The following is a 13734-nucleotide window of genomic DNA, read 5'->3' on the forward strand; positions in this document are numbered from 1 at the left end:
GCATGAGATCTCCTCTTGCGGGACATCTGCGCATAGCCGGGCGTGAATGTGGTTGATCTGGATCAGGACGCGGGATGTCTTGCGCCGGGCGTCGGGGGGGCGGCGGCAGAGCTGGCCTCGATCAACAGCTGGCGCAACACGCGAATCCGGATCGGCTTGGCGATCACGTCATCAAGACCGGCAGCTTGCAGCCTCTCGGTCACGTCGTCGCCGACATGGGCGGTGAGCGCGATGATCCGAGTGTGCTGACAGGGGCCGGGGCTGGCGCGAATGGCCGCAGTCGCCTCAACCCCGTCCATCACCGGCATGGAAACATCCATCAAGATGATGTCGAAGGGCGCCTTCTGAGCGAGCTCGACGCCGCGCTTGCCATTTTCGGCTTCGGTCACGCTGTGGCCGTCGCGTTCCAACATCCGGCGGGCAACGAAGCGGTTTGTAGGGTTGTCCTCGACCAGCAGGATGCGCTGCGGCGGGGCTGTGAGGATGTCGTCCTGATCCACATCGCGGACGGGGTGAATCTGCTGCACGGCGGGCAGGGGCAGGCGCACCTGAAAGGTGGTGCCAAGGCCCACCTCGCTCTGCACGCAGATGGTGCCGCGCATGGCGGTTGTGATGTGGCGCGAGATCCCCAGACCAAGCCCGGTGCCCTGAATTTGCAGCGCAATGGCCCCGTCGAGGCGGACGAAATCCTCAAATATGCGCTCGCTTTCCTCGGCGCTCATCCCGATCCCGGTGTCGTGAACGCTGAAGGTGACCGTGTCGCCCTGCCGCTGGGAGTCGAGCGTGACACTGCCGTTGCGGGTGAATTTCACCGCGTTCGAAACCAGATTGAGCAGCACCTGACGCAGCCGTGTCGCATCGCCGATGGCCCATCCGAGAGGGCTCGCGCCGCTCTGGCGCAGGCTGTTGCCCTGAGTGCGCGCGCGCGGGGTCTCGCTGGCGAGGATGTCCTGCAGCAGCTGGTCCATGTCGAAAGGTGCGGGCTTGATCAGCACGTCGCTGTTTTCAATCTGGGTGATGTCGAGGACGTCGTTGACGAGGTCCAGCAACGTCTGCGCCGAGGTGCGCACGACATTCAGATAGGTCGAGGTTTCGGCAGACTCATCGCCTTCGGCCATCAGGTCAATGGTGCCGAGAATACCGTTCAGGGGGGTGCGCATCTCATGGCTGATGACACCGAGAAAGCGGGCCTTGGCGCGTTCTCCCGCCAGCGCCTGATCGCGCGAGGCGGTCAGCTCGGCCTCCGAAGCAACCTGGTGGGAAATATCACGCACGACGCAGACCAGCATGGCGATGCCAGCGCGATTGCTGACATCCATCGAGAGTTCGACGGGAAAGGACGAACCGGTGCGGTCGCGTCCGAGCAGCCGATAGCCGGTTTTTGGCCCCTGCGCGCATGACTGGAAGAGATCGGCACCCGAGACCCCCAGCAGACCACTTGCGCCTTCCCGTCGCAGGAAAGTGCCCGCCGGCAGGCCGTCAATCTCGCCCTCGGAAAGCTGGAACATCTCCTCTGCGGCGCGATTTGCGTCGCGCAGGCGGCCGCGCGGATCCAGAACCAGAATGGCATCGCGGGAGGTGCTGAAAATCGTCTCAAGTCGGGCCGAGGCGGCCAGTTTCTGCTGCAGCCGTTTCTTCGATACCTGAGCGAGAGAGCGAAACAGGATCACCATCGCCGTCAGCGCCCCAAGCAAGACCGAACTGGCCCAGGCCAGACGTTTCAGCACATGCGCCACGTCAAGCCGGGCAATGTCGGATTGCGCCACAAACTCAAGGTTGCTGTAGGACAGGATGTCGCGAAGGCTGGGGCGAACTTGTGTCAGGGCGCGTTGCATCGTGTCCATAGCGTCGATCAGCCCGGCGTCAGAGCCGTCGATCTGGGGCGCGAAACCCTTGACAAGGCGTTGCAGGGTGCCGAAATCGTCGCCGAGCGAAGGGTTGAACAGAACGTTGGAATAGTGTTCTGCCTGCGACAGGGTGTCGAGGCGGCTATAGAGGATATCGTAGCGCTTTCTGAGGTGAGTAAGGGACTGGCTGAGGGGCTCTGCAAGGTCTGCATTGGGGCTGTCGATCGGTAGGGGATTGGTGCGCGAAAGCAACTTTGCCGCCTGCACGGAGAGTTGGAATTCCAGAAATTCGACCTCAAGCTGCGACAGGGTCCACTGGATATTGTCCGTGGGGGAGGATGCAAGTTCACCGAGTTTCTGGCGGACATCTGTCAGCAGATAGACAATGACAACAAGGCAGAGACCCGTGATCGTGCCCAGGAGCGCAAGCCGGATGACGCTGGTGTCCATGCCGGCCGAGTTTATTGCGAGACGTGACATCTTCGCCCCCCGTCAAAATCGGGCTGAGGTCCCGGGCGGTTCACAGACCACAGTGCGCAGCGATCACTCGGTTGCGGACATTCTGTCGAGTTGCCAGATCGAGTTGGAATAGATCACCTCGGATTGAAACTTTGGCGATGAATCATAGGGATAGACCACCCACAATGGCCCCTTGGTGCGCAGGGTCATGGTCTGGCCATTGCGCTGATAGGCCAGGATTGCCCCGTCGTCGGTGAAGCTGTCTACAGGCACGTCGATCGAATAATCGTTGGCGGCTGTCAGTTTCAGCGTGCCGCTTTCGATGCCGAAATGCGCCAGCAGATCGACCATACGCACGCCACGAAACACCTGTGGGCCCTCGGTCCAGATGGTGCTGGTTTCAAACTCGGTCACCGGCAGGGCCTCCAGTTCGTCCATCGTCATGCCGACCACCGCGTCGGGCAATGTCATGGTCAGAACATCCTCGGTGGAGGCGATGCCGGGAAGTGGCATGAGAGCGAGGCAGGTCAGCCCGATCAATGTAGTTCTTTTGCAACGATCCACGTCTGTCCCTTTCAACGGGCCGGCCTTGTCGCGCAATCGGGCGCGGCAGGTGAAAGCCGGCAGTGCTCACGGAGAAAGACCCCGCTGCATGAATCGCTAGGTCAAAGACCTTAAGGTTCTCTATCGCTCCTCTAGGGAAATGCGGAGAAAAGGCAAAAATTAGAGAAAAATGGGTGCCTTGGAGGGGCTGCGGATGGCGCAACCTACGCGCGCCTCTGAGGCCGTGTTGTCTGCAATTTTCGTGAAATTTGCAAAGGTGCTGCCGGATCAGAATGCGCTGATTAAAGCTATCTTCACGCCTGTTCTTTCATACCAACCTGCAGATTTGGGCTGCACCGGATGTCCGGGCGCCGTGGATGACATGCAGAGGATACTCATGGGCCTTTCCAGGATTCGCATCGCATACAGGTTGCCTGCTGCGTTCATTTTGATCGTCGCACTTTCGCTGGGGGTGCTCGGGGTCTTTTCCTATCGCTCTGCCAAAGTGACGCTGATCAACAGCGGCGAGGCTGAGCTTCTCGATATCGCCCAATCGCGCGGAGAAGCGCTGAAACATTGGTCCGATGAGGTGGAAACAGATCTGATGATGCAGGCCCGCAGCCCACTGCTGCACAATGCCTTACGGACCTTTTCGGCGGCCTGGTCTGTGCTGGGGCCGGATGCTCAGGAAAAGCTCTACCGCCTTTATGTTGCCGACAATACCTTCCCGGCTTTCCAGCGTCTCGACTTGATGGATGCAGGGGATGGTTCGGTCTATTCGCGGGCGCATCTCAGGTTTCATGATCACTTTCGATCTCTGATGAAGCGCGGGGCGTATCGCGACGTCTACGTTTTCGATGCTTCGGGTAACATGGTCTATTCCGTCGCAAAACAGGATGATTTCGCAAGGTCGACGACCGACGGCGCGGGCGGTGCCTTCTTGCAGGCCGTTGGGCGTATTCTGTCTGACGCTGATTTTCAGGGTCCGGAATTCATCGATTTCTTCAAATATGGCAGTGCTGGCGAATCTTCCTCCTTCGTGGTGGCCCCTGTTCGTCAGCAGGACGGGACGACCATCGGCGCAATCGCCTATCGAATGACCATCGCGACATTGTCGGAAAACATCGGCAAGAGTGCGGGCCTTGGCCAGACGGGCCAGATTTTCGCCATTGGCCCTGACGGTATCGCGAGAACCGAGGCGACAGGTTGGCACGATGACCCTCTGCCTGAGGGGTCACCGCTGCTGGGTGCACTGACCGGGGTGAGTGCCATCCTGCACGATCCTGCAAGCCTGGCGTTGAGCGATCTGAGTGACCAGATGACAGCCTATGCCCCGGCAAACGTCTTTGGCGGAGAGTGGATTGTCATCGCCTCAAAAAACCTCAATGAAATCCTTGAACCGGTTTCGAATTTCATGAGCAACACCGTGACCTTCGGGGGGCTGACTCTGCTGGTCGCAGCCGCGATCGGGTTGTTCATCGCTCTTGGGGTGTCCAGACCCTTGCATGATATCAAGCAGAGCATCGAACAGGTCAGCAAGGAAGACTACGACCATGCTGTGCCCCACGGAAACCGCCGCGACGAGATTGGAGACATTGGCCGGTCGCTGGAAGAGCTGCGGATGCGTCTTGCCAGTGCCAGTGCACTGACCCGGGAAATGTCTTTCAAGAGTGCCGCGCTGGTCTCGACTTCGGCGGCGTTGATGATCACCGACGAGAATTTCAACATCACCTATATGAACGATGCCGTGAAGGTGATGATGCAAAAGCAGATCGCGGAATTCCGTACCGTTCTGAAAAGTTTTGACCCCGAAAAGCTCATTGGCGTCAATATCGACCTCTTCCATGCCAAGCCGGATCAGATAAGACGGTTGATCGAAGACCCCTCAAAAATGCCGTTTCGCACCGATATCCGCGTTGGAAATGCGCGTATTCAGATCGAACTGAGCCCGGTCTGGGGGCCGGAGGGTGAATTTGGTGGGCTTGTCGTAGAATGGGCCGATGTCACCGAAGAGCGCCGCAAGACCTCGGTTCTGAGTGCTATCGAAAGCGGGCAGATCATGGCCGAATGTGATGTAGATGGCCGATTTGTCCGCGTGAACAGCAACTTCGCCACCATGATCGGTGTGGCCGAGTCGCGCATCATTGGCCGGACCTTCATGGATATGGTCAGTCTGGACGCGCAGACGGAGCATAGTGGTACAATTCTTGCCACGATCCATGCCGGAACAGCAGTCCAAGGGCGCTTTACCGTCAAATGCGACGCGAAGGGCGATGCGATTGTCGAGGGTGGATTTTACCCGGTGATCGATCGGCGCAATGATACGATCGGTGTCACGCTGATCGGCTCCGACGTGACTGCGGCACAGGCACAGCTGAGGATGGCCGAGGAGCGCCAGCAGATCATGCAGGCCGCGCAACAATCTGTGGTGGAATCCCTCAGCGTGGGCATGCGCGATATCTCGAATGGAGATCTGACAACGCGTCTCAACGTGGCCTTCGCCCCCGAATACGAACAGCTGCGGACGGATTTCAATGACGCTCTGGAAAATCTGACCCGTGCCATGCGCAATATTTCCGCCGAGACTGGCGCCATGCACCACGAAACCTCCGAGATCGTGAAAGCGGCAGATGAGATGTCCGTGCGCACGGAGCGCCAGGCGATGACCCTGCAGGAGACAGCCTCCAGTCTGGATGAGCTGACGACGAACATCACGCAAACCGCCAATGGCGCCGCGAAAGCCAATCAGGTTGTCAGCGAAGCGAGAACCCGGGCTGAACAGAGCGGCAGCGTGGTGGATGAAGCGGAAAACGCGATGGCACAGATTGCGGCTTCGTCAAAAGAAATCGTCAAGGTCATCAGTGTGATCGATGATATTTCCTTCCAGACCAACCTTTTGGCCCTGAATGCGGGGGTTGAGGCCGCGCGTGCGGGTGAAGCTGGCCGTGGCTTTGCCGTCGTCGCAACGGAGGTGCGCGCACTGGCGCAACGCTGCGCCAATGCGGCAGCTGAAATCAACCAGCTGATCTCCGTCTCGGGGCAACATGTGTCTAGGGGGGTGGAACTGGTTGGCGTGACTGGCGAGACGCTGAAAAAGATCGTGAATTCGATTTCCGATATCTCTGGTTACATCGCTGAGATTGCGGAGGCGGGCAAAGAGCAGTCCATTGGGCTGGCTCAGGTCAATACGGCGGTCAACCAGATCGACCATGTGACCCAGCAGAATGCCGCGATGTTCGAGGAAACGACCTCTGCCAGCCATGCGTTGGCGCAACGGGCCAATAGCCTGTCGGAAACCATCGGCCACTTTCAAATCGGAAAGACGGAGACTATGCGGCCTGCATCCCCGAAAAAGCTTCGCTCGGCCCGCGCGCCTGCGGTGCGGGGTAATCTCGCGATGGCTCAAGCTCCTAAATCTGATCCAAACGACTGGGAGGATTTCTGATGATGAACTTGCCAGAGAACGGAGCTGACAGGACATGACCTCGACCCCCACCAAAGTGCTGATCGTGGATGATCAGCCATCGGTTCAGAACCTTATCCGTCATGCACTGGCAAAGGACCCGGAGATCGAGGTTGTGGGTGTCGCAGGCGATGCCTATCAGGCGCGCGATCTGATCAAGCGGCTAAATCCTGACGTGATTACACTGGATATCGAGATGCCCCGGATGAGCGGGTTGGACTTTCTGGAGCGTCTGATGCGCCTCAGGCCAATGCCTGTGATCATGTTTTCCTCGCTCACACAGAAAGGCAGTGAGCAGGCCGTCAAAGCACTCTCCCTTGGGGCGGTTGATGTGCTGTCCAAACCGCTTGAGGGATTCACGACGGATATTTTGCAAAAGCTGACCCAGAGTGTCAAAAATGCCCGCCATGGTCAAAGTGCCAAGGGATCAGGCGTGGTCGGCCCTGTGATCAAAGGCGCGCCTGAGCAGGTCAGCATGGCGCGCTGGAACGGCAAGATCGTCCTGATGGGGGCCTCCACCGGTGGGGTGGCGGCAGTCGAGGCGGTCTTGACGCGGATGCCCTTGGACTGTCCCCCGATTGTCATTTCGCAGCACATGCCCGAAACGTTCCTCAAGAGCTTTGCTGGCCGTCTGAATGATCTCTTGCCTCAGAGAGTTCAGTTGGGGCGCCATGGCACCTCCCTTGATCAAGGCAATATTTACCTTTCGCCCGGAGGGTTGGCGCATACCGGGGTTCGTCGCAATGGAAGACTTTTTGAAGTGACCGCAATAGAGGCGCCCAAACGCAACGGACACATTCCCTCGGTGGATGAGCTGTTCTACTCAGGCGTCGATATTGCCGAAAACATCACTGCGGTACTGTTGACAGGCATCGGCAAGGACGGCGCCGAGGGGATGCGCGAACTGAAGCAAAAGGGTGCCTATTGCATTGGGCAGGATGAGGCCAGCTGCGTTGTTTACGGAATGCCTCGGGCTGCGGCGGATATGGGAATTCTGGACCAGCAGTTACCTCTTCAGGATATCGCAAGAGCAATATGTGCAAGCTGTGAGACGCGCAGGGCATGACGGGAGTACGATGTGAAAAGAGCTGCTGATAGAGGCCCGAATATCAATATCACCCAGGGTGAATATGCGGTTTCGGAGATTGAGGGTGGTGTCATCACGACCATACTTGGGTCGTGCATCGCCACCTGCATCTGGGATCCTGTCCGTAAAGTTGGCGGCATGAACCACATTCTTTTGGCCCGGTCTCAAACCGCTGGCGGCGTCAGCGACTATGCCGGGGTCAATGCCATGGAGCTGCTTATCAACGGATTGGTACGTCTGGGCGCGGATCGCAACCGACTGAATGCAAAGATATTTGGCGGCGCGCGCATGATCTCGGGACTCTCTGACGTTGGGAATACAAACGCCAGTTTCGTCGTTGAATACCTGGAACGAGAGGGCATTCCTTGCCTCGGCAAGAGTTTGGGCGGCGTTTCAGCGCGCCAGATCCGCTTTTTCCCCTCAGAAGGACGCGTCATGCAGCGCACCGTGGCGAGCGCGCCCGAACCTGTGGAACCCGTGCGCCAGGCTCCGCCAGAACGCAACGGCGTGGAGCTTTTCTGAATTTGCGCACGAGGAATGTCCGGCCAGATCAAAGGAAGAAACGCTGCAGCCGATGTGACGGCGGATTTCACGCGCCCGTTTCGCGCCGCGCCCGCATCCTGCGATAACTGAGCGAGATATGTGTGCGATGGATCGAAGCCGCTGCATCGAGATCCCCGGCCTCCAGCGCGGCCAAAACGTCGGCAACCTCACGTGCGAAAACACTCAGTTCCTCTGCAAGGTCGAGGGAGGATGTGAACAGCGATTGCACCCAGATCCGGGCCGTCTGAAAGTAGAGGTGCTGAGTGACCTCCATCAGGGGCTTGTTCGCGCAGAGTTGCGACTGGGCCAGGATGAAGTCCATGATCAGCTGCGCAAAAGGTCGCGGCGTTTCAGGGTCCGGTTGCAGGGCCATGGCGCGATCGGCAAGGTCACGAAACTGCGTCAGAAGCGCAGTCGAGGGCGGCACGGGATCAAGGCGTCCTGCGAGCTGCGCCAATTCGATCCGCAACCGATAGATCTGGTCCAACTCCTCATCCGCCAGGTCGGTGACAAAGGTGCCGACACCATGCACCGAGTGCAGAAGATGCGCGCTTTCCAGGCGCGCAAGGACACGGCGAAGCGGCGTGCGCGAGATGCCGAACTCCTCCGCCAGCTCGGCCTCGGAGAGGCGCATACCCGGAGGGTAGTCGAGCACGCAGATGCGGTCGCGCAAAATCTCCTCAATCCGCTCGGCACGATCACGCGCCGACAGGGGCGCGCTATCCTGTGCCATGGGCGACGCCGAGCTTGCGCAAAAGGGCCAGGCACTGGGCCAACTGGTCGATGTCGATGAATTCGTCCGGCTTGTGCGCTTGCTCTATCGAGCCGGGCCCGCAGATCACTGTCTCGATGCCAATCTGCTGGAACAATCCCGCCTCGGTCCCGAAGGGCACGCACGAGGCACCGTTGGCCCCTGTCAGGCGTTGGATCAGATCGCGCATCTGGTTGTCAGGCATCGGGATCAGGCCCGCAACCTCGCCAATCACTTCGGTCAGAATATCGGCGCGTGGGGCGACACGGCGCATGGCGGGCAGTAAAGCCTCCTCGCAATAGGCCGCAATATGGGACTTCACGAAGGCCATGTCCGCATCGTTAACGGGCCGCATCTCCCACTCCAGAGTCGCCGCACCGGGGATCACGTTATGGGCGTGGCCGCCGTGCAAGGCCCCGATGTTGATCGTGGTGTGAGGCGGCTCAAAGGGCGAACCTTCGGGCGTGCGCGCCATCAGGTCTTGGCGCAACTCCATCAGCCGGGCGATATAGCGGCTGGCGTATTCCACAGCATTGACGCCGCGCTCGGGCGCCGATCCATGACCTTCGGCACCGGAAAACCGCACGGTATATTCGCAGCAGCCCTTGTGGCCTTCGATCACCTGCATCTGCGTCGGCTCGCCGATCAGGGCCATCGCGGGGCGGAGACCGCGCTGTGACAGGGTTTCGACCAGAGCCCGACCGCCGAGGCAGCCGACCTCTTCGTCATGGGTGAAGGCGAAATGGATCGGTTTCGTAAGCGGCAGGGCGGCGAATTCAGGCGCCATGGCGACACATGCGGCGATAAACCCCTTCATGTCGCAGGTGCCACGGCCATAAAGACGGCCATCGCGGGCGACCATCTCGAAGGGATCGCTGCTCCAGTCCTGCTCGGCCACGGGCACCACGTCGCTGTGACCGGACAGGACCAGACCGCCGTCGCCCGCAGGCCCCAAGGTTGCCCAGAGATTGGCCTTCTGACCCGAGGGATCGCGCAGGACCTCGACCCGCGCACCGGCGCGTTCGAGATGCCCGGCGAGGAAGGCGATCGCATCCATGTTGCTGTCGGAGGAGATCGTCGGAAATCCGACAAGCTCCCCCAGCAGCGCGATTGTTGTGTCGAGGTCGCTCATCAATCCTTCACGAACAGCTTGCGTTCGACGTTGCAGAGGGTTTCGGCGGCACCGTCTTCGCGGATCAGAATGGTCTCGGTGGTCTCCAGACCCCAGTCATCCATCCAGAGGCCGGGCATGAAGTGGAAGGTCATGCCGGGTTCCAGAACCGTTTCGTCCATGGCGCGGATCGAGACGGTGTGTTCGCCCCAGTCCGGCGGATAGGACAGACCGACGGCGTAGCCGGCGCGGTTGGGTCGCTCGATCCCGACCTTCATCATCTCGACATCCAGAGCGCGGGCAATGTCACAGGCGCGGTTGCCGGGACGGGCGACTTCGATCCCGGCGTTGAGGCCCGCCGTCAGAGCTTCGGAGGCGTCGATCATGAATTGCGGCGGTTTGCCGAAGAAGATCGTGCGCGACAGCGGCGCGTGGTAGCGGCGGTAACAGCCTGATTGTTCGATGAAAGTGGCCTCGCCGGATTTCAGCGCCTCGCCGTTCCATGTCAGGTGCGGGGCTGAGGCGTCTTCGCCCGAGGGCAGCAGCGGCACGATGGCGGGGTAGTCGCCCCAGCTGTCGGCCTCGCCCTGAACGGCGGTCTTGAACAGCTCGCCGACGAGATCGTGTTTGCGCATGCCGGGCTCGGCCAGCTCCATCGCGCGGCCGATCACCAGCTCGGAAATCCGCGCGGCGCGGCGCATGAAGGCCAGCTCTTCATCGGATTTTATCAGGCGTTTCCAATTGACGAGCGTCGAGCCGTCGATGATCGTCGCATCCGGCAGGCCCTCGACCAGCACCTGATGCGCCTTGGCGGTGTAGAAGTAGGTCTCCATCTCGACGCCGATGCGCTTGTCGCCGAAGCCCATGATGCGCAGGTGGCTGGCGAGGTCTTCCATCGGGTGGCAGTCGGTCGACTGGATGTAGCGGTCCGCGTAGTAAAGGATTTGACTGTTATCCATCCAGACGGTGCGCTTGGCGCCATTGGCATCCTGCATCCGGCCCCACCAGTAGGGATCGCCCTCCAGCGACAGGATGACGCCCTGGTGGACGTAAAAACTCCAGCCATCGTAACCGGTTAGCCAATACTGGTTGGAGGGGTTGGTGACGAAAAGCACATCGATCCCGGCCTCGACCATGGCGGCGCGGGTGATGCGGATACGCCGGTCATATTCGGCGGCGGAGAAGGGGGCCTTACTGGCGGTCATCGCGGTTCTTTCGATTTGTGCACATCTTGAGCATACAGTGCCGGAGGGCCTTGGGAGAACCGGCAATAACATGAGCAGGATGGGGCGGCAGAGGTTTGCCTGTTTGCGACTCGGGTGCTGTTGTGCACATCATAAGCGAATGTCATCAGCCACACGTCAATAACCAAGATCGGCGGGAGGCATGGAAAGCGAAATCGTGATCTGTGTCGCACGCGATGTCGCCTGCCGAATGAGCAGTAAGCGCGGTGCGGCGGTCGGGCCCTGAGCAAGAAGCGGCCTGCGTAACCGGCTGAGAAGAAACGAAAGACAGCGCCTACGCCAATCCGCCGGGCGCCAGAAAGGAGCATATGATGCTGACCAACGACCAACTGGCGAAATGGGACCGCGAGTCCTTCTTCCACCCCTCGACTCATCTGGCGCAACACGCGCGGGGCGAGACGCCGACGCGGATCATCAAGACCGCCAAGGGGGTCTATATCGAGGATCGTGATGGCAAGAAGATGCTCGACGCGTTTGCCGGGCTTTACTGCGTCAACGTCGGCTATGGCCGTCCCGAGATTGCCGAGGCGATTGCCGAGCAGGCCAAGGAACTGGCCTATTACCACGCCTATGTCGGGCATGGCACCGAGGCGAGCGTGACGCTGGCGCATATGGTGCTGGAGCGCGCGCCGGCGGGGATGAGCAAGGTCTACTTCGGTCTTTCAGGCTCGGATGCGAATGAGACCAACATCAAATTGATCTGGTATTACAACAACATCCGCGGCCTTCCTGAGAAGAAGAAGATCATCTCGCGCTGGCGTGGCTATCATGGCTCGGGCGTGATGACCGGTTCGCTGACCGGGTTGGAGGCGTTCCACAACAAGTTCGACCTGCCGCGTGCGCCGATCCTGCACACCGAGGCGCCGTATTATTTCCGCCGCGCCGACATGAACATGTCCGAGGAAGCCTTTGTTTCGCATTGTGTTTCCGAACTGGAAGCGATGATCGAACGTGAAGGTGCCGACACCATCGCGGCCTTCATCGGCGAGCCGGTTCTGGGCACTGGGGGTATCGTGCCGCCGCCTGCAGGGTATTGGGAAGCGATCCAGAAGGTATTGAACAAGCACGATATTCTGCTGGTCGCGGATGAGGTTGTGACGGGCTTTGGCCGGTTGGGGACGATGTTCGGCTCGGATCACTACGGCATGAAGCCGGATCTGATCACCATCGCCAAGGGTCTGACCAGCGCCTATGCGCCTCTGTCGGGCAGCATCGTCGGCGACAAGATGTGGAAGGTGCTGGAGCAAGGCACCGATGAAAACGGCCCGATCGGGCATGGCTGGACCTACTCGGCGCACCCCATTGGTGCGGCGGCGGGCGTGGCCAATCTCAAGCTGATCGACAGCCTCGGGCTGGTGAAAAACGCCGGGGAGACGGGTGCGTACCTGAACGAAGCCATGCGCCAAGCCGTTGGAAACCATGCCAATGTTGGCGATGTGCGCGGCGAAGGGATGCTCTGCGCGGTCGAGTTCGTCGAGGACAAGGACAGCCGGACCTTCTATGATCCGAGCAAGAAGATCGGCTATCAGATCGCGGCGGCCTTGGCGGCTGAGGGCGTCATCGGGCGGGCCATGCCGCAGGGTGATATCCTGGGCTTTGCGCCGCCGCTGTGCCTGACGCGGGACGAGGCCGACACTATCGTTGGTGCGATGCAGAAGGCCGTCAAATCCGTCCTCGGCTGAGGGCAGGTTTACGAGACATGAAGGGGTGGTGCGCGCTGCACCGCCCCTTTTTTCACGACTGGCGCTGCGGGCCTTGGTTAACAGGGCAAAAGCGGCAAAACGGCACGTCGGTATCCGGTCGGTATCTGCACGGTATCCGGGCGGTGCGTTTTCGGGGGCAGAGCGCGGGTTAACGCAGCGTGCGGACAAAAGAAAAGACCGCCCGAGGCGGCCTTTCAATCTTCTTTCGTGCGTCTTTCGTGTGGCTCGTGTCAGATCACGGGATCAGGCGCCCCAGGTCCGTACCGCGCCGCAATCCATATGCACGAAGTCCGAGCCGCTGTAGCGACCGACGCCGCCCGCGTTGCACGATGCCGCAGCCTTGGCCATCTGGTTGACCGAACGCGAGGTGAGGCGCAGATCGGCGGCCTGGGCTTTCATGTGGAGAGAGTGTTTGGCGACACCGCCGGAGCGCGACCGCAACATGGCGTTGGTCTTGGGTGTCCGGTAACCCGACAGCAACATGTAGGGTTCGTCGATGTCCATCAGGTTGTGCGCGGCGGTCATGATATCGACAGTGCGCAGGTCGATCTGCTTGACCTCGTCGCTGCGCCAGTCGCGCATGAAATTGGAAATCTCGGTCAGGGAGTCTGTGAGGTACTGGCCTTCGATCCAGTAGACCAGATCCAGATGTTCGCCTGTGCGCGCTGAGTACATCTTGATGCGGCGGATATCGCCTGCGTTTCGTAGAAAACCTGCTGCCTTGGAGTAGGTCGGTGCGGCCATTACTGCTGTTGCCGCAAATGCCCCCAAGAGGGAGCGTCGCGATATCATCGCGGTGCTTTGCTTGCTCATTTAGCGCTGTCCCGTCGCTTACCTGTTATAATTCAGACCCACGATGTTACGCGGATCTTGCAATCTCATCCCCAGATGCAGGGTCGTTATGACATGTGGAGGGTTAAACTCAAACCAAGGATTGATTTGGTTCCATGCAATCTGCTTTTTTTGGCGGATTTTCGCCAAAA

At 59.9% G+C, this 13734-nt stretch carries 10 protein-coding genes; 4 read left to right on the forward strand and 6 right to left on the reverse strand.

The features are described 5' to 3' along the window. Positions 1–62: 62 nt before the first annotated feature. Together F3W81_RS04255 and F3W81_RS04260 are read right to left on the reverse strand one after the other, a co-directional pair. Positions 63–2327, reverse strand: a complete 2265-nt coding sequence (locus tag F3W81_RS04255) for an ATP-binding protein (protein ID WP_193082418.1) — start codon at positions 2325–2327, stop codon at positions 63–65. A 63-nt stretch (positions 2328–2390) separates the two neighbouring features. Beyond that, positions 2391–2777 carry a molybdopterin-dependent oxidoreductase gene (locus tag F3W81_RS04260; protein WP_226941850.1) on the reverse strand — a complete coding sequence of 129 codons (387 nt, stop codon included), beginning with the start codon at positions 2775–2777 and terminating at the stop codon, positions 2391–2393. A 262-nt stretch (positions 2778–3039) separates the two neighbouring features. Between F3W81_RS04260 and F3W81_RS04265 the strand changes: the two genes are divergently transcribed. Genes F3W81_RS04265 through F3W81_RS04275 form a run of 3 tightly spaced genes read left to right on the forward strand, consistent with a single transcriptional unit; the run spans position 3040 to position 7921 of the window. Beyond that, positions 3040–6294, forward strand: coding sequence for a methyl-accepting chemotaxis protein (locus F3W81_RS04265; RefSeq protein ID WP_193082419.1), 3255 nt, complete (start codon positions 3040–3042; stop codon positions 6292–6294). A 34-nt stretch (positions 6295–6328) separates the two neighbouring features. Further along, positions 6329–7378 (forward strand): protein-glutamate methylesterase/protein-glutamine glutaminase, encoded by a 1050-nt coding sequence (locus tag F3W81_RS04270; protein ID WP_193082420.1) that lies wholly within the window; start codon positions 6329–6331, stop codon positions 7376–7378. 12 nt (positions 7379–7390) lie between these two features. Then, complete coding sequence (locus tag F3W81_RS04275) at positions 7391–7921, forward strand: chemotaxis protein CheD (protein ID WP_193082421.1); 531 nt, start codon at positions 7391–7393, stop codon at positions 7919–7921. Positions 7922–7988: 67 nt separating this feature from the next. Here F3W81_RS04275 and F3W81_RS04280 read toward each other — a convergent pair whose 3' ends face one another. Genes F3W81_RS04280 through F3W81_RS04290 form a run of 3 tightly spaced genes read right to left on the reverse strand, consistent with a single transcriptional unit; the run spans position 7989 to position 11009 of the window. Continuing rightward, positions 7989–8675, reverse strand: coding sequence for a GntR family transcriptional regulator (locus F3W81_RS04280; RefSeq protein WP_193082422.1), 687 nt, complete (start codon positions 8673–8675; stop codon positions 7989–7991). Continuing rightward, entirely contained in the window at positions 8662–9825 is a 1164-nt protein-coding gene (argE, locus tag F3W81_RS04285) for an acetylornithine deacetylase (RefSeq protein WP_193082423.1), read from the reverse strand. The genes F3W81_RS04280 and argE overlap by 14 nt, the downstream gene beginning before the upstream one ends. Next, positions 9825–11009 carry a M24 family metallopeptidase gene (locus F3W81_RS04290; RefSeq protein WP_193082424.1) on the reverse strand — a complete coding sequence of 395 codons (1185 nt, stop codon included), beginning with the start codon at positions 11007–11009 and terminating at the stop codon, positions 9825–9827. Before F3W81_RS04290 ends, argE begins: the two co-directional genes overlap by 1 nt. A gap of 350 nt (positions 11010–11359) precedes the next feature. Between F3W81_RS04290 and F3W81_RS04295 the strand changes: the two genes are divergently transcribed. Next, positions 11360–12730, forward strand: a complete 1371-nt coding sequence (locus tag F3W81_RS04295; RefSeq protein ID WP_193082425.1) for an aspartate aminotransferase family protein — start codon at positions 11360–11362, stop codon at positions 12728–12730. A 264-nt stretch (positions 12731–12994) separates the two neighbouring features. Here the strand turns inward: F3W81_RS04295 and F3W81_RS04300 are convergent, their stop codons facing one another. Continuing rightward, a complete protein-coding gene (locus F3W81_RS04300; RefSeq protein WP_193082426.1) occupies positions 12995–13564 on the reverse strand; it encodes a YcbK family protein in 570 nt (189 codons plus the stop codon). Positions 13565–13734 lie beyond the last annotated feature (170 nt).

The organism is Pseudooceanicola spongiae (assembly GCF_014899185.1).
GTDB lineage: Bacteria > Pseudomonadota > Alphaproteobacteria > Rhodobacterales > Rhodobacteraceae > Pseudooceanicola > Pseudooceanicola spongiae.